This window comes from Leucobacter celer subsp. astrifaciens (assembly GCF_001273835.1).
In the GTDB taxonomy this organism is placed as follows: Bacteria; Actinomycetota; Actinomycetes; order Actinomycetales; family Microbacteriaceae; genus Leucobacter; species Leucobacter celer.
Genome location: NZ_JHEI01000142.1, coordinates 20,520 through 40,000, shown reverse-complemented (window position 1 = coordinate 40,000; position 19,481 = coordinate 20,520). Strand labels below are relative to the sequence as shown.

Annotated in this window: 17 protein-coding genes; 12 read left to right on the top strand and 5 right to left on the bottom strand. The window is 65.0% G+C overall.

The genetic code is table 11. The features are described 5' to 3' along the window. Positions 1-233: 233 nt before the first annotated feature. Positions 234-869 (bottom strand): hypothetical protein, encoded by a 636-nt coding sequence (locus AMS65_RS14235; protein WP_053384849.1) that lies wholly within the window; start codon positions 867-869, stop codon positions 234-236. A gap of 206 nt (positions 870-1,075) precedes the next feature. Continuing rightward, a complete protein-coding gene (locus AMS65_RS14230) occupies positions 1,076-1,381 on the bottom strand; it encodes a helix-turn-helix domain-containing protein (protein ID WP_157502313.1) in 306 nt (101 codons plus the stop codon). A 352-nt stretch (positions 1,382-1,733) separates the two neighbouring features. On the opposite strand from AMS65_RS14230, the gene AMS65_RS14225 reads away from it, so the two are divergent. The 7 genes from AMS65_RS14225 to AMS65_RS14205 are packed head-to-tail and all read left to right on the top strand — an operon-like array spanning position 1,734 to position 6,730. Next, on the top strand, positions 1,734-2,591 hold the full coding sequence (locus AMS65_RS14225; protein WP_157502311.1) for a hypothetical protein: 858 nt from the start codon (positions 1,734-1,736) through the stop codon (positions 2,589-2,591). After that, positions 2,588-3,637: a hypothetical protein gene (locus AMS65_RS19500; protein WP_157502309.1), complete on the top strand. Its 1,050-nt coding sequence runs from the start codon at positions 2,588-2,590 to the stop codon at positions 3,635-3,637. The genes AMS65_RS14225 and AMS65_RS19500 overlap by 4 nt, the downstream gene beginning before the upstream one ends. Beyond that, the gene (locus AMS65_RS14220) at positions 3,637-3,978 is read left to right on the top strand and encodes a hypothetical protein (protein WP_053384846.1); all 342 of its coding nucleotides are present in this window, start codon (positions 3,637-3,639) and stop codon (positions 3,976-3,978) included. The genes AMS65_RS19500 and AMS65_RS14220 overlap by 1 nt, the downstream gene beginning before the upstream one ends. Beyond that, a complete protein-coding gene (locus AMS65_RS14215; protein WP_053384845.1) occupies positions 3,975-5,018 on the top strand; it encodes a ParB N-terminal domain-containing protein in 1,044 nt (347 codons plus the stop codon). Before AMS65_RS14220 ends, AMS65_RS14215 begins: the two co-directional genes overlap by 4 nt. Beyond that, positions 5,011-5,787, top strand: coding sequence for a hypothetical protein (locus AMS65_RS14210; RefSeq protein ID WP_053384844.1), 777 nt, complete (start codon positions 5,011-5,013; stop codon positions 5,785-5,787). The genes AMS65_RS14215 and AMS65_RS14210 overlap by 8 nt, the downstream gene beginning before the upstream one ends. Beyond that, positions 5,787-5,924 (top strand): hypothetical protein, encoded by a 138-nt coding sequence (locus AMS65_RS19495; RefSeq protein ID WP_157502307.1) that lies wholly within the window; start codon positions 5,787-5,789, stop codon positions 5,922-5,924. Before AMS65_RS14210 ends, AMS65_RS19495 begins: the two co-directional genes overlap by 1 nt. Beyond that, a complete protein-coding gene (locus AMS65_RS14205) occupies positions 5,924-6,730 on the top strand; it encodes a DUF2637 domain-containing protein (protein ID WP_075201020.1) in 807 nt (268 codons plus the stop codon). Before AMS65_RS19495 ends, AMS65_RS14205 begins: the two co-directional genes overlap by 1 nt. Before the next feature lie 184 nt (positions 6,731-6,914). Here the strand turns inward: AMS65_RS14205 and AMS65_RS14200 are convergent, their stop codons facing one another. The 3 genes from AMS65_RS14200 to AMS65_RS14190 are packed head-to-tail and all read right to left on the bottom strand — an operon-like array spanning position 6,915 to position 11,967. Continuing rightward, the gene (locus tag AMS65_RS14200) at positions 6,915-8,666 is read right to left on the bottom strand and encodes an ABC transporter ATP-binding protein (RefSeq protein ID WP_053384842.1); all 1,752 of its coding nucleotides are present in this window, start codon (positions 8,664-8,666) and stop codon (positions 6,915-6,917) included. Beyond that, positions 8,663-11,281, bottom strand: a complete 2,619-nt coding sequence (locus tag AMS65_RS14195; RefSeq protein ID WP_053384841.1) for an ABC transporter ATP-binding protein/permease — start codon at positions 11,279-11,281, stop codon at positions 8,663-8,665. Before AMS65_RS14195 ends, AMS65_RS14200 begins: the two co-directional genes overlap by 4 nt. Further along, positions 11,281-11,967, bottom strand: coding sequence for a TetR family transcriptional regulator (locus AMS65_RS14190; protein ID WP_053384840.1), 687 nt, complete (start codon positions 11,965-11,967; stop codon positions 11,281-11,283). The genes AMS65_RS14195 and AMS65_RS14190 overlap by 1 nt, the downstream gene beginning before the upstream one ends. 692 nt (positions 11,968-12,659) lie before the next feature. Here AMS65_RS14190 and AMS65_RS14185 point away from each other — a divergent pair. The 5 genes from AMS65_RS14185 to AMS65_RS14160 all read left to right on the top strand — a co-directional run bounded on the left by AMS65_RS14185 (position 12,660) and on the right by AMS65_RS14160 (position 19,393). Then, positions 12,660-15,956 carry a hypothetical protein gene (locus AMS65_RS14185; RefSeq protein ID WP_053384839.1) on the top strand — a complete coding sequence of 1,099 codons (3,297 nt, stop codon included), beginning with the start codon at positions 12,660-12,662 and terminating at the stop codon, positions 15,954-15,956. Continuing rightward, a protein-coding gene (locus AMS65_RS14175; RefSeq protein ID WP_157502305.1) for an IS3 family transposase occupies positions 15,917-17,109 on the top strand; the annotation gives its coding sequence in 2 pieces (ribosomal slippage) (positions 15,917-16,201 and positions 16,204-17,109; 1,191 coding nt in all). The genes AMS65_RS14185 and AMS65_RS14175 overlap by 40 nt, the downstream gene beginning before the upstream one ends. Positions 17,110-17,175: 66 nt before the next feature. Further along, positions 17,176-17,643 carry a hypothetical protein gene (locus AMS65_RS14170; RefSeq protein WP_053384836.1) on the top strand — a complete coding sequence of 156 codons (468 nt, stop codon included), beginning with the start codon at positions 17,176-17,178 and terminating at the stop codon, positions 17,641-17,643. A gap of 62 nt (positions 17,644-17,705) precedes the next feature. After that, on the top strand, positions 17,706-18,401 hold the full coding sequence (locus tag AMS65_RS14165) for a type IV toxin-antitoxin system AbiEi family antitoxin domain-containing protein (protein ID WP_075201018.1): 696 nt from the start codon (positions 17,706-17,708) through the stop codon (positions 18,399-18,401). Continuing rightward, entirely contained in the window at positions 18,398-19,393 is a 996-nt protein-coding gene (locus tag AMS65_RS14160) for a nucleotidyl transferase AbiEii/AbiGii toxin family protein (protein ID WP_053384834.1), read from the top strand. The genes AMS65_RS14165 and AMS65_RS14160 overlap by 4 nt, the downstream gene beginning before the upstream one ends. Positions 19,394-19,481 lie beyond the last annotated feature (88 nt).

Sequence of the window (19,481 nt, the reverse complement as noted above, 5' to 3'; positions counted from 1 at the left end):
GCGAGGCAGCAACTACTGACGTACGAAGCGGCAGCGGTCGGTGAAACGGGGCGGGCCGAGGACCCCGACCAGGCCATGGGATGGCAGTCGGTCGAGGGCAGAGAAAGGCCGGACCGCAGAACGCCTCTCGGCGGAAGGCCGCTCGAGGCGGCAGAAATTGGAGCCCGGGGTTACTGCGGCCCGGCGTGCACCAGTCTACCGCAGAGGATTCGCTCGCGCTCGGCCCGCGCCGTTCAGGCGAGCGTACCGTCGCGCCAGCGGCGCGCCCCGGCGTGGAGTTCCTGGGCCATGCTGGAGTAGCGCAGCGCCCGAGTGGTGAGATGCGCGGCGTGCGCGTCGTCGTGGGCGTCGCGCGTGTCGGCGAGATCCGCCGCTCCGAGCGACATGACCCGGCAGTAGCTCGCCGCGCGGTCGAGCGCATCGCCCACATCACCGGTGAACGCGCCGCGCAGGATCGTGTCGCAGAGCTCGGCGATCGACACCGGCGTGACCGGCTCAGCGGCCCCGGCGACGATCGGGTCGATCGTCGCCGCCGCGGTAGCGCCGCGACGGAACAGCTCGGCGGATCCCTCGGCATCGGCGGAGACCACCCTGCGCAGCAGGTACAGCCGCCACAGCACCCCGGCCAGCGAGTGGGTGCCCTCCTCGGCCCACAGCTCCGCGATGTCGTCGAGACCGCTGCCGCTGCCCGATGCGAGCCCCACCACGCGCTCCACCACGACCGGGTCGGCGCCGGCGCGCACGCGGTCGAGCAGCGCCCAGGAGGTCTCCTGCGCGATGCGGTGCGCGGCTCCCGGCTCGTCCGAGCCGATGATCCAGTCGAAACTGGCGGTCGGCTGCAGGACCGGTCGCTGGTGCTCTCGGGTCACATGGCTCCCTCGGGGATCGGTGCGGTGCTCTCGCGCCGGCGGGTCGGGTTCGGATCTGGACCGGATCGGGGCCGTGCGCCGCCTTCCCGGCCGGACCCCGCGAGTCTACGCCTCCGCCGCCCGCCCCACGTGCACCGGAGACTCGGAGAAACCCGATAGAATCGGTAACCACGGGCCTCTAGCTCAGTTGGTAGAGCATCGGACTTTTAATCCGAAGTTCGCCCTTCCTCAACCCTCGCCGCAGCGGGGGTTTTCTTGTTTGGGGCGACCGATTCAAGGGGCATTCGGCCGACAAGGTAGTCAAGGGAGACATCGAAGAAGTCGGAGAGTGCCAGCAGGTCCTCCACTGCCCACTTCGTGCGACCGATGATCTTGTGGTTCAGCTTTCCAGGGGTCAGCCCTAGCGCGATGGCAAGTTCTTTCTGACTCATGTTCCCATTTAGCAACAGCAGGTAGCCCACTCGCAGTGATGTGACTTCAGTCAGCGATTGTTCATACTTCGGCTCACCCATATGTCCAGAATACGCGCAATCATTCAACAGCGCACTAATCGCTACAGAATAGATCTTGTTCTACATTTCTTAGATTCTGTGTTACGGTTGCCCCATGCCCCCTTCAGAAAGTGAAGCACGCAAGGCGCTTGCCAAAAGGATCGACGATTCACCGCTCAGCATCGCTGAGGTGGCTCACCGTTGCGGCAAGTCGTATCTGTGGGTGTGGCGTCGCCTGGTCGGGAAGACCTCGATGAAGGTGGACGACTACAACCGGATCCTCGCGGCTATCGATAACACTCCGTAAAAGACCGAACCCCCGGTGCGCCAACACCAGGGGTTCGGGTGACATCCCGGAAAGGAACATCAAAACGTGTCTCACCATAATGACACGGTCTCGCGCGCAGTTGAACAGCCTGGAAGCGAATTCACAGCACCCGAGATCACCAATTCTCCCACTCCTCACGAACTTGCGGGTCACGCATTCGCCGCGCTCACGGCTCTCGCTCGCCGCGAGGGCGCCGACTTTGCGGAGTACGCGTGCCATGTGCTTGCCGTGGTCGCAGCGAATGTCGGTAGCATCGACGCTCTGCTGGCCACCCGGCCCGGTTCGTGGGAAGCGGCGCACGTGCACGGTATCGTCACCGCGACTGCCGGCGATCGGCCGGATGATCTCTTGCGCTTCCGCACGGAGCCCATCCGTCTTTGGTGCGACGCAGAGTTCGAGTTGGATCAGGCTGGGGCGCTCAGCCATATAGACACCGATCTCGGCGAGCTTGAGAGCTCCGAGGCTGCGGCCTACGACAGCATGTTCGATGTGGCTTGCACGCCAGAGGAGGCCGAACGTGCTCGCGAGATCCGCGCTGCTGCTGAAGGATCATGGCTCGGCCGGAGCCCGGAGGACAACGCGCGCCTGGTGGCTCTCTTTGAGCAGGCCGACGCTCTGCATTCGGTCGTGAAGTCGCGCGCTGAGGCTGATCGCATTCCGGAGTTCGTAGCGTATATGGCGGCTCTCGATACTCGCCGTTCTGCGGACCAGCACCGGGCAGCGGTGCTTGACGGCTTTCGTGACGGCTTCTTCGCCGCCGCGCGAGCAGAACTTGAACGGCGTGGCCTGGCCCTGGATGTGTTGGTCGACGAGAGCTACACCCACGGAAATGACGATCTCGCAGACGAGGTCTCCGACATCGCCCTGCAGGAAGCCCTCCGCCAGCATGAGGACCTCGCATGAGCGAAGCACAGATCATTCGCCCTCGGCTCGCGTTTGAACGCGAGTATGGTCAGCACCGCAACTGGTGGGTGCGAGACTCTCGAATCGCTGGGAACCCGCTCTCGATCCTGCTGTATCTACTGTCCCACGACCCGTCGAGGATGCCGTCTCAGACCGAGGCCCGCAAGGAACTCGATCTCGGGGTATCCGCTTGGCAGGCGGCGAAGCGCCGGCTGCTCGAAGCGGGGTTCCTCGTCGAGATTCGTGACCGGTATCCACGGAACTATGTCGACTCTTCTGGTCGCCCTCGAGGTGGGCAGAAGCGCTATCGCCTCTTCCTCCAGGATCCTGAACCGGGGTACTCGACACCGGCAAATGAGGCCTTGATCGACCTGGACGAACCCTACGAGGAGTACGCCGAGACACAAGAAGAGGTGGGGTGCGGGAAATCCGCACCGGTCGAAAAAACCCCAGATCGTGATGGGTGCGGAAAATCCGCACCCCAGGCTGCGGAAAATCCGCACCCGAAGGAAAATCCGCACCCCTTTAAGGAAGAGAAAACTGGTTGGTTGGTTGGTTCTATTTCTTCTTCAAACCAACCAACCCACCAGACCGTAACCGCGCGCGAGGCAGAAATCGACGCGGAGCTCGCAGGGTTGCATCCGGATCTCCGGTTGACGATGGCTGAGATTCGTCGTGAAGTTAGCGGAAGGGTCGACCTCGCTGAGATTGACGTAGTGCGAGCGGTCCGGGAGCTCGTGCTGCGAACTGCAGAACGTGGCAGGGCTGTCCGAAACCCGGCAGCGCTAGTCGCCGCGGTGATTGCCAGAGACCCGTCGAGCTGGCTTCTCGGTGCAGCTCATGCGACGGGATTCTCGCCTCTCCAGGAGGGCTCACCGAAGCGGTCAGTGGTCAACTGCGCTTCTGGGAATCATTGGTGGGGTCCGGATTCGTGGGCGGAGATCGATCGCGCGAACTGCGTCGATTGCGGGCTCGCCCGCCGCACCGTCGATTCCGCGTTCGCGGAACTCGAAGCAGAGATGCTCGCAGTTAGGGGTGAGCGCTGATGGGGCGCATCCAGCGTCGCGAGATCGTCGGCATCCGCTGCGAGGTTCGCACCTGTCGGGCGCAGGACACGCTCTCCTCGGCTCTGCCCTATGGTGCGAGCTGGCATGACCAGGTCTCTCAGCTCGAGGGGCTCGTTGCTGCCGGCTGGTCATTGGTGCTGACCCAGCAGATCCGTTCGTACTGCCCCGTACACGCGGCAAGGGCACGTGAGTGCACCTGCCGCACTCATCCGACCCGTCGACACCTCTGCGTGGTCCACACCGGCGAAGTTGTTGCTCTGGTCTGGGATCAGGCCCAGACCCCTGTTGAAGTCACCGATTTCTTGAAGGTAGTCTCATGAAGCAAGCTATCCTGCCAGAGAATGTCACGATCCGTGCTGCTGAGCTCGCGGTCGACTCAATCATCGTCAGGCAGCGTCAGCGCGAGGTCTCGCAGGACCACGTCGGCTTACTGCGGCGCTCCTTCCAAGAGACCGGCAAGCAGATCGTGCCCATCGCGGTCTCGGAGCGGCCGAACGGGATCCTCGTGCTCATCGACGGCGCCCACCGCCTCGATGCAGCAACGCAGGAGGGCTGGCAGTCGATCCGGGCAGAGATCTATACCAACCTCGACGAGGAACAGGAGGGCGTGCTCGAGTTCGTTACCAATCGCGCGCGTAAGGATCTCTCACCCGCGGAAATTCTCGCAGCCTGGGAAACCTTCGACCTCCCTGCGCTACAGATTCAAATCGGAGAGAACCGATCAATTGCAGGGCTGAAGTCCCTGACGACAAGAGGCCAGATTGTAGATTCCCGGTTTACTTCCGACGGAAGTAAACCGGGAAGCCCACCGCCTGCTTCAATCGGTCAGGGTGCACTTGTGCGAACGGGCCATGATCAGCGCTGGCTTGAGAAGGTGGCAACGATTCGAGATCTCGCTGCGAGTGAGGAAGCGCCTGCTGCGGTTCGTGAGGCTGCTGAGCGTGGTTTCGAGAAGCTGCATGACCCGAACGTGAAGGTCGAGGCCGTCTTCAAAGGCGTCCAAAAGATGCATGAGGCGGTGTTGCGCCAGCAGGAGGATCCCGAGGTGTTGAAGCGGCGTTCCGCGGAGAAGCGCCTGGATGACCTGGTACGGGACGTGACGCTCCTGCAGGAGCGTGTCGAGATGGCCGATATGCGCGACGTTCTCGCCCTCGCCGCAGGTGAACACCAGATTGGCCGGGAGAACCTGCGTGCGGTGCGTGTGGCGCTCGTGCACGCCCTCGCCACGGTGATGGCTGTCGAGTGCGATCTCGACGGGGATCCGTCAGTGAACCTGCGGGCCTTCGGTGGTGAGGTGACGAAGTTGCTGTCGTCGCAGGCGATGCGACTGCTCGGCCTGGAAGAGGCACGCCATGGGTGAGGTGGAGAAGTTCTCGGTGTGGCGTCAGCGCACGATCCTCACCGACATCGCAGACTCCGGTGGCGAAGTATTGAAGTCGGCGGAGGGGTTCGCGTTCATCGAGCAACTACACGAGTTCTTCGCGTCGAGCATGGTGTCGATCGCGAAGAGCTGGGGGTACGCGGCCGACTCTGATGAAGTGGTGAACCTCATCATTGAACGCCTCTTGTCCACCCGCACGGACCCGGAGAAGTGCCCGGCACGGTACGCGGCGGTCGCAGAAGAGCCCTGGGCGTATCTCTGGACGTGCACGCTCAGGTGGGGGCAGGAGATGTGGGGTACCCGCGGTGTCCCGCTCGAGTACGCCGAAGCCATGCCCGCCGGTGGCGGCGAGGACGAGACTGAGTACACGCCACTCGGGGAGGTCGTGGATCTCACCTTCGCGGTCGTCTCCCAGGTCATTGACGTGCGTCATCACGCTGCGGTGCTGGAGTTGCTGTCGTGGGTGGCGGCGAATCCGCCGCAGCGCCTCTCCTACGATCTCGACGACCGTGTCGCCGCGCACCGGCATTGCCCGTCGCTATCCGTTCCGCAGGTGATCGCGGTGATGAAGATCGCCCGCGGTTCCCGCCCGAACACGCGCGCGACCAGCCTCATGGGACAGTTCCTCATCAACCCTGTCTTCCGGGTCTCAGAGTCCGGGTCTCATGCTCGTGCGCTCACGCACTTCAAGAACGCTTTCCGTGCTGGCGAGGCCGGCAGCAAGCAGCTCACCGATTGGATCTCCTGATGAACGACTTCGACACCTATCCCGCACTGATGTGGATGCTCACCACCGCACTTCTCGGGGTCGCCGTGCTCGCGGCCGCGATCCCTCTCGCTGCAGCACTCGTCCCGACCCGGGCCACCGAGGGCGGTGAGTGCTGATGGCGAAGAAGCCGAGCCGTACCTGGGGGTTCGTGGGCGGCATGAGCCCGGGCCTTCTGATCGTGGTGGTCGGGTCGATGGCGATCTCGTTCCCCACCCTCACCGATGTCGCTTCCCTCGCGGGGCTCCCGTTCCCGTTCGCCTACCCCTTCATCGTGGATGGCGGGATGCTCGTCGGCGCGGTCGGGGCCGCGAACAAGCGACTCCGGGGTCTCCCGGTGCGGCGCACCTATCTCGGGTTCGCAGTCCTCGCGATCGTGTCCGTGGTAGCAAACGCGGTGCACTCGGCGGTCGCTGCAGACCCGATGGTGCCGATCTGGGCGGCCGCGATCCTCGGCGCTGTGCCACCCGCAACACTCTTGTGGGCGACGCACGAGGTCATGGACCTCATCCCGGACGAGAAGGAACGTGCGAAGCTGCAAGCGCTCCGGGAGAAGAGCGATGCGAAGCCGGCGCCGCGCCACCTCGATGCGGAACCGGCACGCGACCCGAGTCCACAGATGGCCGCACCGGTGGCCGACTCGGTGCCGGTCCGGGCCGCGGCGCTCGCAATGACGGGCAGCCGGGATGAGGTGCCGGCGCCGTTGGCGCTCGTCACCCCACAGGACGAGGCACCGGACCGGGAGACGGTCCGCGCCCGCGTACTCGCCTATGCCACGGCTGAGGGGAAGCGCCCTTCGGGGAAGCTCGTGGGCGAATGGCTCGGCGGGAAGACCCCGAAGACCGGGCAACGGTTCCTTGCGGCGATGGAAGAGGCCGGTGCATTCGGCTCACAGGATCAGCTAGAGCTGGTGGCGAACTCGTGAATACCACATGCAATCTTTGACTCGACTGGGGGCTGCGCCCGCTCAACGTTTGTTTTGGGCGAAGGAATCGGCACACGGCAAACTGGCGTAGTGTGCCACACACCGAACATCTCAGAGGGCACCGTAACGTCCTCACTAGGAACTATAAATGAGTGTGTAGGGGCGCCCCTTTGACAGGGCACCCCTACCTATCATTTGTGCCGAGCGTCCATGCGCTTGCTGCTTCTTGTTGTCGCCAGAAGTTGGCGAAGCGTCCGCGAGCAGCGATTAGTTCGGGGATGGTGCCGTCTTCGACGATGCGTCCGTTTTCGAGAAACACGACGCGGTCGGCCGAGCGGATGCTGTTGAGCCGGTGTGCGACGATGAGCCGAGTGCGAGGAGTCTGGTCGTGGGAAAGGGCGTCGGCGATCGCCGCTTCGTTCTCGGCGTCGAGTGCGCTGGTGGCTTCGTCAACGAGGAGCACGGGTGCAGGTTTGAGGAGCGCACGGGCGATGGAGACTCGCTGGCGCTCCCCACCCGAGAGCCCGCCTCCGGCTTCACCGACACGGCTTTCCCAACCGTCAGGTAGTCGCTGGACGATGCTGTCGACCCGTGCGAGGCGAGACACGGCTTCGAGCCTCTCGTCGCTCGCTTCCGGGTCGCCGACGAGGACGTTCTCTCGAACGGCGCCGTCGAAGAGATATGGATGTTGAAATACCACGCTGACCAATCGTTGCCGTGCCGCGGCGTCGAGAGTTGCGAGGTCGAGGCCGTCGACCAGCACACTCCCAGAGTGGGGGTGATGAAGTCCGGCGACGAGGGCGAGCACGGTGCTCTTTCCTGATCCGGAAGGACCGACGATCGCCACCGTGCTGCCGGGCTCGATGGAGAGATCGAACCCGTCCAGCACAGTCTGCCCGTCTGCCTCGCCATCTGCATAGCGGAATCCGACACCGCGCAACTCGATTCGGGGCGGGTCGCCCACCTGGATGCGGGCGTCACCGGAGTGATCCTGCGGTGCGTCGAGCACATCGCGGATGCGCCGCAATGACCCGGTGACGGTCTCGATCCCGGGCGACAGCTCAGCGAGCATGGTGAACGGCTCCAGATATCGGATGATGACCACGATGAGCGCGATCGCCTGCGGCACAGTGAGCGCCTGTTGTATCGTGAGGATGACGGTGGTCCCCGCGAGTGCGAGCAGGGCGATCTGGCTGGCGAGCCCGAACAGCACCTGACCGGGGACCTGCAACAACAGCGTCTTCATGACGGCTCCGTGCTGCGCGGCCAGGGCCGCGCCGACATGGCTGCGAGCAGGCTCGACGCGACGCGCTGCGCGGAGCGCCTGCTGGGTTCGCGCGAACTCCAACACGCGCTCGGTCAGACGACTGTTCGCGACGGCGGATTCTCGGTCGGCGCTGCGACTGAGCCGCCCCGCGGCCCAGAACGCTACGATCAGAACGACGAGCCCGCCCAGAGCGGCCGCGCCCAGCTGCCAGGCGATCGGTAGAAGTGCAATGGCGATGAAGACGGGGAGCAGGACGGCGCCGATTATGGGGGTGACGAGGTAGACGATGAGCCCGACCAGGTCGGGTCCGGTGGCGGCAACTGCCTGCCGGGCGGTGGCAGTGTTGTCGGCGGTGAACCAGTTTAGGCGGATGCGTGTGATCTGGTCGGCGACCGTGCGCTGTCCGCTGTCGAGGATGCCGAAACCGAGCCGGAACCCCAGCTGTGCCGCGGCCCAGTCCACGACCCAGCCGACCGCAGTGACGAGTGCCAGTGCTCCCAGCCAGGGCCATGCTGTCGCCGGGGTGGTGCTGAACAGGGCGGCGACAAGCGGGACCAGCAGCACCGCTCCGGCGGCGCGCAGGATGACGCCGAGCACGGTGAGCATCAGGTGGCCGACGACGCGGCCGCGACTGTCTGTGGGGAGGAGCGCGAGCAGAGTGCGGATCATCGGTCGTCCTTCATTCCGGAGGTGACGGGACGGCTGGCATCCCACAGCCGTCGATAGCGACCGTTCCGTTCGAGCAGGTCGGAGTGGGTTCCGGTCTCGACAATCCGGCCGTGGTCGACGACGACGATCCGGTCCACACCGGTGATCGTGTGCAGTCGATGCGCGATCACGAGCACGGTGCGTCCCTCAGTGAGCCGGTTCAGCGCCTGCTGCACGAGGTACTCGGACTCCGGGTCGGCGAAGGCGGTCGCCTCGTCAAGCACTAGAACGGGGGAATCGGCGAGGATCGCGCGAGCAATGGTCAACCGCTGACGTTCCCCTCCCGAAAGCGCCGCGTCAGGGCCGAGCTGTGTGTCGTAGCCGTCGGGAAGCCGCAGGATGCGATCGTGCAGCAGTGCTGCGCGAGCGGCGGCCTCGACCTGCTCCGCACGGGCATCGGGGTCGGCCAGGGCGATGTTCTCCCTGACGGTGCCCTGCACCAGCTGGGTCTGCTGGAACACGAACCCGACCTGACGGTAGAGCTGGTCGGGGGTGAGCTCGCGCAGGTCCCGACCGCCTACGCGGATCGCACCGGTTCCCACATCATGGAATCTCGCCAGCAAGCCGGCGAGGGTGGATTTTCCCGAACCGGACGGGCCGACCAGGGCGGTCACGGTTCCCGGCTCCAGGCTCAACGTGACGTCGTGCAGCACGGGCACACCCGGTCGGTAGGAGAATCCGATCCGGTCGAACTCGACCCGGCCCGGGGCGTCGGCGGCAGTGCTGCTGCCCGTGGGCATCGTCTCCAGCTCGCGCTCATCGAGGGTCACCTGAATGCGGCGAGCGGCGAGGAATCCGGTGCGCAGTCCGCCGAGTCCATAGCCGATGCCGAGCAGTCGCGCTCCGAACGTGGTGCCCAGCAGCAGGAAAGGCAGGAGAGTGAACGGCGCCATGTTTCCGCTGGTGATGAGTATTGTGCCGAGCCCGCAGATGAGCAGAAGGAACGTCGCAGGCCGGGTCACGAGGTCGATAAACGTCTTCTGCCCGGTGAGCGGAGCCTGCCAGTCGCGGAGGAAGGCAATGTACTCGCCGAGCCGGGCACGGAAAGTGGACGAGGCGGCGCCGCCGAACACGCGGATCACGGGCTGCCCGTCCAGGTAGGCGGCCGCTTCGGTGTTCATCCGCTCAGTCCACCGCATCGCCTGTGTCGTCTTCGTGCCCGACTGGAACAGCATCACTGTCATCCCAAACATGTAGGCGAAGACGGGAACGAAGAGCAGCAGCGCGATGCGCCAGTCCACGACGAACAGGTAGCCGAGCACCGCGAGCGGGGCGACCACCGCGGCGACCGCATCGGGGACGGCGTGCGTGATGAGGTAATGCAGCGACAGAGTGTCATCTTGTACGAGCTGCTTGACCTGACCTGATCCGCGGGCCTCGAACCAGCCCAGCGGCAGTCGGGAGAGCTTGCGAAGCAGCTGTTGGCGCACGCCCCGGGCGAACCGGGCGTCAACCGCGTGCAGCCACAACATCAGCGCCGCCGATACAATCACCCCGGCTCCGATCAGCGCCCCCGCCCAGGTCCCCAGCGACCACAACGCGGAGGAGTCAGCGCCCGACAGCAGGTGCCGCGCGAGTTCGACCAGCAGCACGTACGGGGCCAGCTGCAGCAGCGTCACGACCGCCTGTGCGACGCCGGCCACGATCAGCGTCGGTCGCAACGGTGCAAGGAGCCGGCCACCGGCCTGCGCCCGCCACGAGCCTCGCCGGGCTGGGGCAGCGGGATCGGGTTTCTCTTGGACAGATACCGCGTGCCCGGCCGGCGGTGCGGGTCCATCGCCCGCGCACGCGGTGGCCGTCTCATCCCTCACCGGCTCGGGCGCGGCCTTCGAGCGGTTCGATCCGAACGCCCGCCCGTGGTACCAGTAGGCCTGGGCGTGGACCTCGTGGCGGGGGAATCCGAACTCGTCCCTCAGCCGGACCCGCAACTGCTTGAGTGACCCCGACTCCGGTGCCATCCATGCATACCAGTCTGACCAGTCGCGCGTCTCGATCGCCCCTGCCAGCGATACCTCGCCTCGCCGGGGCACCCAGTGGATCGTCGCCCGCGGATGTTCCACGAGCGGAATGAGCCGGTCGGTATCCTCGTGCTCCTCCAAGTAGACCTCGATCGGGACATCTGCCGGCACGATCGCGAGGATGCCGTTGATGGCGGGGATCGAGGCAGAGTCGCCGACCAGCAAGTAGCCGGCGGGTAGCTCGTCCGGCAGGTCGAACCGGGTCGAGCCGAGTGGGGTGGCCGAAACCGTTGTCCCTGGCTGGGCACGCTGCGCCCAGGCGGAGGCGGGGCCGGCCGGCTCGTGCAGGACGAAGTCGATCGCGAAGTGCCCGGTCGTCTCATCGGCCTCGGTGAGCGTGTAGCCGCGTTGATGCTCGAAATCGCGCCCCTCGGCGTCAGGGAACCAGAACCGCACATATGCAGTCGGAGCCACCACCCCATCATCCAGCAGTGTCGGCGAATGCATCCGCACCCGCAGGAATCCCGGGGAGATCATCTCGGTCCCGGTGACCGTCACCTCGTGATCCTGCGCCCCGTAAGCGCGCATGATCACCCCGTTGAAACCTCGCTTGGCCATCACAGCCCCCTCCCCGCGGCGTCCAGCGCCACCATGATCTCCCCGAGCGGACGGCCCGGCGGAGCCGCCTCCACGAATGCGCGGACCGCAGCACCCAGCCACAGCCGTACGTACTGGTCCGCGCTGACTTCTGGCAATGCCCGGTGCGCGTCGCCGAGGCGGGCGTCGGCGATGATCGCAGCCAACGCGTCCCGCTCCTGCTCGGCCCGACCCTCGGCACGCTCGCGTTGCACATCCTCGGCGGCCGCATAGCCGATCGCGATCGACGCAACGGCCGATACCAGCACGATCGCCGTATCTGGAGCGTACCCGCGCCTTCCCAACGCCTCCACCTCACCGGAGACGAGCACTCGGCCGCTCTCGCCGCGTGGGAACAACGTCTGTACGTAGGTCGCAAGACCCGGATGCGCCAGAACGAACGACCGCAACTGCAAACCCGCCGAGAGCAGATGCCTTACCGTGTCGTCCTCAGGATCGTCATCCAGGCGCAGATCCGCCAGGATACTCTCACCGATCAAGTTCTCCAGCCCCCACCGCCCGTCGACATGTCGGTACAACGCGGTCGCCGATACACCGAGGCGATCCGCAACCGCGTTCATACTCAGCCGCGACAATCCCACCTCGCGCCCAGCACGAACAATGTCGTCGATCTCGACCCGACGAGGACGACCCCCGATCCGCGACATCTACCCACCCCATGACCTAAGTTGCCCCCAATAACTAAGGTGAGCCTAACATAGCTCAACGTCGATTTTGCCTCGCCGCCTGAACTCGGTAATTCGGCGTGCGCGGCACGATGGCCTGAAGATATCCTCCGAGTAGGCACCGACCTCGAGGGGCGGCAACCGGCGCCGGCACTGCACGTGGCACACCCGCGCGAATACTCATAAGTGGGCAATGCGACAGCGTTGAGAGTGACGGTGATGCAGACGCTGACGAGTGAAGACACCGGCTCGAGGTAAGGATCGCGGGCTTAGTGCCGACTATCGACACTCCGGGCTGGAATATCGGTGCTGATGGAGGGGCTGCGTGTTTACTGGGGACTTTGGTGTTTCTTGTTCGTGGCATGGCGATGTCGATGTCAGCGCCCCCACCCCAAGCCCTTTTCACCGCTGAGAAAAGCAGCGTCGTAAGTTTACGAAGTTGGAAGCTCAAGCTCTCCAGAAAGAGATGCACCCGGCGTCAATCGCAACGCACCTGAGCATCATGGGGATCCTGCTGGCGATGTCCTGCCCTCGCTGAGCTTCCTGAGAACCTTCCTCGCCGGAACTGTTGCGACTGCGCGTCGCCCCTGTTCGTGGGGTGGCGCGCAGTTCATCGCATCCGAGCTGCTCGTCCTGGTGTACACCACAGGGATGCAGTTTGGAGAGTCACTGCGATGCAGTCGACAGAAGAAATCGCCGGCCCGGTGCCGGTGTCTCGTCCTCCGGGGCGTTGGAAGAATCTGATCCGGAAGGCTGCGACTGCGCTGCTCGCGGTGTCGCTGGTGGCTGGCGGGAGTGTGCTGGCGCAGTCGGCGCCGGCAGAGGCCCTCCCCGAGGGCGAGTCGTGGACGTTCTCGGGCGGACTGAGGATCAGTAACTTTGTGCTCCCGGGCGGGAAGCGCGTGTACTGCATCGAGGCGGCCATGTCTGCCCCGTCCGGCGCGCATTCCCCGATCGGGACGTACGACTACCTGCCGGGAGCCACGGGCTATTACAGTGCGTGGCATGATGCCGCGGGTATGCGGCAGCTGAACTACCTCATCGACACGTACGGGCAGAACGGCTCGAACTGGGACGCGGCCGCGGTGCAGCTGACGGTTTGGCGGATGCGAGCGAACTTCGGGTCCTCGGATAAGGCCCTGAACCAGAAGATCACCACCCTGCAGCAGTCGAAGCAGGGACGGGATCTGATCGCCCGCTCGGATGCGCTGGTCGCAGACGCGAGAAAGAACGCGAAGGCACCGGTCGCTCCGAAGAAGAACACCGGCAAGCTCACCATCACCGAGGATCCCAACGGTGTCGATGGCCGGTACCGGATCGCGTATCCGAAGGGTACGACGAAGCTGTCGGTGAAGAACGGCACGTTCGTGCGCAACGGCAAGTCGACCCTCGATGTCGGCGCGAGCGAGGCATCCGCCCGCTACGTCGACATCAACAAGAAGGGCGTGAAGCTCGAAGCAGCCGGCACCTGGGTGTCGAAGGGGACGCGGGGGTGGGAGCCGAAGCTCACGATTTACAACACCCGCAACTCCAACGGTGTTGCCGGCCAGCGCGTCGCACTCGCATCCGGCGCCAGCACCCCAGCACAGCTCAGCGGAACCGTCAAAGCCTCCATCACAACTCAGCCTCCGATTGTGGAACCAGTAGCGTCATCGCAGGCTCAGGCCTCGGCCGAGGTGGGTGGCACGATGCAGGACACCCTGATTGTGACCCAACCAACCGCTGGAGAACTTCGGATGTGGCCGAATGCGGTCGCGGATTTCACGGCGTACCTGCAGCCGACCACGGGTGCGATCAAGTACGACTCGGACTGGAACCCGGTCCTGGGTGACGAGTACGAGGTGCAGGCCGAGGATCCCGACACCGGCGAAGCCCTCTGGGCCGACTGGTGGGCGGCAGCGGATGGTTCCCCGCTGCTGGATGCGGATGGGGCGAAGATCCCCACGAGCATCGCCGCGGGGACGGCTGCTGACGGGACCGCGTTCCCGGTGCAGAAGTCGAACGATGCCGGCGACCCGGTCTTCCTCGGCGCAGACGGGGCTGAAACGACGGAGGCGACCGACCCCGAGTCGGGTGCCGCGAACTCTCCTGTGGTCCTGACCGGGCGTGATCCGGTGATGGAGACCAAGCGGGATCCGGTCCGCTGGACCGGGGACGAGATCTCCGGCATGACCGCGGCCCAGCTGTGTGTGGCGCAGCCGGTCTACCGTGTCGGCGGCATCGCAGTACCCGGTGTGGGACGTTTCTCCACGCCGGCGGCTGAGGTGAAGAGCGCGGGCACGATCCACTGGGTCGAGCGCGTCACCTCGAACGGTTCCACCGTGCATCAGGGGCGGTGTGGGCTCGCGAACGAGACCACCCGCATCGGTCAGCCCGGTGTGGAGACAAACGCGCTCCAGGACGCCGTCCTGGGCGACGAGCTCTACGACGTCGCAACCGTGTCCGGCACGCTGTCCCAGAACGCCGAGTACTCGATCCGTTTCGACGCCTACACGGGTGATGCCGCACTCACCGGCACCGAAGCGGCCGAGTGCACGGTCGACAACCGTATCTTCCGCAGCGGCCTGCAGCCGGTGACCGCGGCAGGCGATATCCGTTCGCCCGGGTTCACCGCGCTCTGGGAGCACGGGGAGACGGTGTGGTGGGTGGAGACCCTCATGATCGACACCGGTGACGGGCCTGAGACCTTGCACCAGGGCGAGTGCGGGATCCCGAACGAGACCACCACCATCGGCCGCCCCTCCGTGGAGACCAAGGCACTCGAGGAGGCGGTCGTAGGTGACCATCTCACCGATACCGCGATCGTGACCGGCGAGCTCGCCGCGAACGAGGGCGCACAGTGGGAAGTCACCTTCACCGGCTACCGCGAAGAGTACGCGGAGGTCGAGAACCAGGCTGAGACCGTGACCCCCGGTGAGGAACTCGTCACGGTCCCCGTCTGCACGGCCGACAATCAGCTCTTCGAGACTGGCGCGACCGAGGTCACCGGCCCCGGCGAGTATGTGTCGAATCCCGTGATCGGGATCAGTTCGTGGGTGGGGAAGATCTGGTGGGTGGAGCAGCTGTGGCTGATCCAGGGCGAGGACCGCACGCTCGTGCACACGGGCGAGTGCGGCCTCCCCAACGAGACCACCATCCTGACGGAGCCGGAGATCGTGACCCAGGCCAGCGATTTCGTGGTCATCGGTGACGGCATGTCCGACACCGCCACCATCACCGGCGACCTCTCCCAGCGAGAGGGCGTCACCCACGAGGTGGTCTTCGAGGGCTACCGGGGCAGCCAGGATCTCACCGGCACCGACCAGGCCGCGTGCACGGCAGACAACCTGCTGTTCACCACCGACCCCGTCTCAGTCCCCGCAGACGTGGAGGACGTCGACGGTGTGCCGACCCGCAAGGTCTCCTCGGCTGAGGTGACCGCACTCCCAGCGCACGGGGACACGGTGTGGTGGGTGGAGAAGCTCATCCAGCGCGAAGGCGATGACACTCGTGAGCTGAAGGCCGGCAAGTGCGGCCTCCCGAACGAGACCACCAACATCACCCAGCCCGAAGTCCGCACCGAATCCGCCGGCATCGTCACCGTCGGTGACGACATGTGGGACACCGCAATCGTCGACGGCGTCTTCCCGGAGCGTGAGGACGTCGAGTTCACCGTCACGTTCAAGGCGTACGCCTACAACGACCGCGGCGAGATCGAGTGCACCCCGGAGAACGAGCTGCAGGCGTTCGAGGACGCCACCGGTGTGAAGGTCGATAAGCCCGGCCGGTACGAGTCGAAGAAGGTGAAGACCACGACCAAGCACGTCGGGATCGGCGGATACGTCGAAACCCTCACCATGCGCGTCGACGGCCAAGAACACATGGGTCTGATGCAGGAACAGGTGACATCAAACGTGGCTAGCCGAGAGGGCTGGCCTGGAAGGATGTCATCATGCCCAAGCCGTTTCCCAAGGAGTTCCGCGACGACGTGATCCGCGTCGCCCAGAACCGTGATCCAGACGTCACTCTCGCGCAGATCGCGAAAGATTTCGGCGTCCATGTGGGCACTCTCGACAAGTGGATGCGTCAGGCACGCATCGAGGCCGGCGAACAGCCTGGCGAGACGAAGTCGGAGTCCGCCGAGCTGCGTGAGCTCCGCAAACGCAATCGCCTCCTCGAACAAGAGAATGAGGTGCTGCGTCGCGCAGCGGCGTATCTGTCTCAGGCTCATCTGCCGGGAAAAGGCTCTACCCGCTCGTGAGCGAGCTCGCCGCGGACGGGATTCCCGTCGTGGTGTCGTGCCGGGTATTGAAACTCGCCCGCCAGCCCTACTACCGCTGGTTGAAGACGCCAGTCACCAGCCGGGAGTTGGGCGAGGCGTATCGCGCGAACGCGCTGTTCGACGCACATCGTGACGACCCCGAATTCGGGTATCGGCTCCTCGCCGACGAAGCCCGCGACGAGGGACAAGCGATGTCGGACCGGACGGCGTGGCGGATCGCATCGGTGAACGGCTGGTGGAGTGTGTTCGGGAAGAAACGGAGCAAGAATGGGAAGAAGCCTGGCCCTGCTGTTCACGACGATCTCTGTGTCGTGATCGACGAGCACGGGCGTGAGCGTCACCAGTTCACAGCTTCCCGACCGAACCAGCTCTGGCTGACAGACATCACGGAACACAAAACGAGTGAAGGCCGACTCTATCTTTGCGCGGTCAAGGACGCTTTCAGCGGTCGGATCGTGGGCTACTCGATCGACTCGAGAATGAAAGCATCACTCGCGGTCCGCGCCGTCCGAAACGCGGTCCGGATGCGCCAAGACGTGAACGGCTGCATCGTGCATTCCGACCGTGGATCGCAATTTCGAAGCAGGAAACTGCGTCGAGAACTCGCCGCGCACAACATCGTCGGCTCGATGGGCAGGGTCGCGTCCTGCGGCGATAACGCGGCAATGGAATCGTTCTTCAGCCTGCTGCAGAAGAACGTCCTGAACCGGCGCTCCTGGGCCACACGTGAAGAACTGCGGATCGCGATCGTGACCTGGATCGAGCGGACCTACCACCGGCGACGCAGGCAGGTCCGCCTGGGCCGTTTGACGCCGATCGAGTTCGAGGCCATCATGAACAACGACCTGGCCCTCGCGGCCTAGTCAGAACTGTCACCTGTTCCTACACCAGACCCGTAGGCTGGGAGCAGTAGAGGCGAGGAGGTGGTTGTGGTGGAACTGATCGAGCGCGACGGTGCGACGCTGTACGAGCGCACTTACGGGCGACCGTACACCCGCACCTCCCATTCGCTGGCCTCGGACGTTCGTGACCTCGCTGAGCGTGGCCCTTTCACGGATCGCGATGCATGGCGATACGTCATCGGCCAGGCGATCGACACTTACGAGTCCCGCCTCAAGTGGGGGCACCTCCGGGACGCTGCAGCCACATTCGAAGAGGAACCTCCCCGAACCGGGCATCAGGGTTTGGACGCGGCCACGGCCGCACTCGCTGAGTACTTCGCGAACCGAGACGGCTGGGCTCAGCCTGCTTGGGCGGCGTCCCCGGCGCGCGTCGCACATGAGCCGTGGATCGTCGCTTCCCTCGCCTCCACACGGGTGCGCGCGACACAACACTCGCCGGCCGAGTTCGGTCACCGCGGCGTGTACGTCTCCCCCGAAGACCTGGCACGCGTTTAGCCAGGACGAAACCCACACCCCTTCTCCGCACATTCGTACGTAAATACGGATACAATTATGTCATGTCGAGTGTAGAGAGTATCGCGAGGCTGGGCGTGGTGGCCGCCCAGCAGTGGGGATATGTAACTACGGCGCAAGCTCAGACCCAGGGTGTCTCGCGTGATCGCCTGTCAAAGCTGTCCCGGGCAGGAGCGCTTGAACCGGTCGGGCACGGAGTGCACCGCATGGCCGGTGTTCCTGCCCCAGCGCATGAAGCGATCTACGTCGCGTATGTCTCTCTGCGTGATCGCGCGGAGCAGGTGAGCGGTCCGGGCGACACTCCCCCGCTCGTCGTCAGTGGGCACAGTGCGGCCCTGCTGCACGATATGGGCGACTACTGGCCGGGCGCGGTCGAGTTCTTCACGCGGGCTCCGGTCCGCTCGTCACGCACTGGTGTAAAGCTCGTGCGGCGCGCCCTGCAGCGCCGTGATGTGGTGTGGGCGAGCGGACTTCCGACGCTGTCGGGGAATGCGACGATCCGTGAGCTCGTACGTGAGGGCGGGGACCTCTCGCTCGTCTCCAGCGCTCTGATGGATGGCCTGCAAGAGGGGAAGATCGACCTGGCAGAACTGGGCGAAACACTCGATGAGGTCGCCCCGATGAGCGGCTACAGTTCAGGGCAGGATCTTGCCGAAGCGCTGCTGCGTGGTACGCCACTTCCTCGATCTGTCCAGGAATGGTATCTGGCACGGCTCCCCCTGGAGAGGGCTGCGGCATGAACTCCGCAGGCGAGGCTACGTACCCGGATGGGCGGGCGCTACGGCAGGCCGTGAAAGCGGCCGCCGCCGTTGGTGGGCCGCCGGAGATGATCACGGAACGAATGCAGCGGTTCTGGTTCGACCGATTTCTGTGCCGCGTGTTCATACGCGACGAGGACGCCGCCTGGACCCTCAAAGGCGGCATGGGACTCCTGGCACGGGTGCAGGACGCTCGAAGCACACAGGACATCGACTTCACCGTGACGGGTCGGGATCTGTCAGCAGCAGTTGCGGAACTTGCCCGCATGGCTTCTGCGGATCTCGGCGATCATATGGTGTTCGAGGAGCGGCGTGCACCGACAGAGGTGGTAGGCCAGGGTAAGAACGTCACCGGCAAGCGCATGTATTTCGTCGGCCGCTGCGGAGGCCACGAGGTAACCCGGTTCCACGTCGATGTCGTGATCGCACCGGCTCCCATTGGGGACATCTCGGTCATCCGGCCCCAGCACCGCGCGGATCTGAATCGGGATCTTCCCGTGTCCGACTACCGCGTGTTCCCCGTCGAGGACCACTTGGCGGAAAAGGTCGCGGCAATGCTGGCGCATGTGCGCGGTGACGAGAACACGCGCGTGAAAGACCTGGTCGATATCGTGATCCTCTCACGCACGCAATCAGTCGACCGGCGCAAGCTCCGTGAAGCACTCGAAGTCACCTTCCTGCGAGCTGGTGTGACGATCCCCACCGAAGTTACGGTGCCCGAAAAGTGGCGGGCAATGTTCCCCGCCACTGCCGCCGGATCCCTCGTGGACGGAATCTCCTTCGACGCTGCGCTCGAACAAGCCCGCGACTATCTCACCCCGGTGCTCGCACCGAACCATGGAGAGCATCAGGCTGCGCAGGAACAGCCGCGCACCGCAAGCGATCGCTGGCCACCGGGAGGCCCGCTCTTCCAGCCAAAGCAGCCAGGAGCCGGCTCCATCGGTTCCGACCCTCCTCGAGGCCCACAGTATTGACGGGCTCAGTACCCCTGGAGAGGACCTCTGTCAGCGGCAACGGAGTCAGCGGGCCAAGCAGCACTCCCAGCGGGATATTCCAAGGCCA

Coding starts and splice junctions, on each gene's coding strand:
- AMS65_RS14230 (WP_157502313.1), bottom strand. CDS start 1,381: ATGGGTGAGCCGAAGTATGAACAATCGCTGACTGAAGTCACATCACTG.
- AMS65_RS19500 (WP_157502309.1), top strand. CDS start 2,588: ATGAGCGAAGCACAGATCATTCGCCCTCGGCTCGCGTTTGAACGCGAG.
- AMS65_RS14220 (WP_053384846.1), top strand. CDS start 3,637: ATGGGGCGCATCCAGCGTCGCGAGATCGTCGGCATCCGCTGCGAGGTT.
- AMS65_RS14215 (WP_053384845.1), top strand. CDS start 3,975: ATGAAGCAAGCTATCCTGCCAGAGAATGTCACGATCCGTGCTGCTGAG.
- AMS65_RS14210 (WP_053384844.1), top strand. CDS start 5,011: ATGGGTGAGGTGGAGAAGTTCTCGGTGTGGCGTCAGCGCACGATCCTC.
- AMS65_RS19495 (WP_157502307.1), top strand. CDS start 5,787: ATGAACGACTTCGACACCTATCCCGCACTGATGTGGATGCTCACCACC.
- AMS65_RS14205 (WP_075201020.1), top strand. CDS start 5,924: ATGGCGAAGAAGCCGAGCCGTACCTGGGGGTTCGTGGGCGGCATGAGC.
- AMS65_RS14200 (WP_053384842.1), bottom strand. CDS start 8,666: ATGATCCGCACTCTGCTCGCGCTCCTCCCCACAGACAGTCGCGGCCGC.
- AMS65_RS14195 (WP_053384841.1), bottom strand. CDS start 11,281: ATGGCCAAGCGAGGTTTCAACGGGGTGATCATGCGCGCTTACGGGGCG.
- AMS65_RS14190 (WP_053384840.1), bottom strand. CDS start 11,967: ATGTCGCGGATCGGGGGTCGTCCTCGTCGGGTCGAGATCGACGACATT.
- AMS65_RS14185 (WP_053384839.1), top strand. CDS start 12,660: ATGCAGTCGACAGAAGAAATCGCCGGCCCGGTGCCGGTGTCTCGTCCT.
- AMS65_RS14165 (WP_075201018.1), top strand. CDS start 17,706: ATGTCGAGTGTAGAGAGTATCGCGAGGCTGGGCGTGGTGGCCGCCCAG.
- AMS65_RS14160 (WP_053384834.1), top strand. CDS start 18,398: ATGAACTCCGCAGGCGAGGCTACGTACCCGGATGGGCGGGCGCTACGG.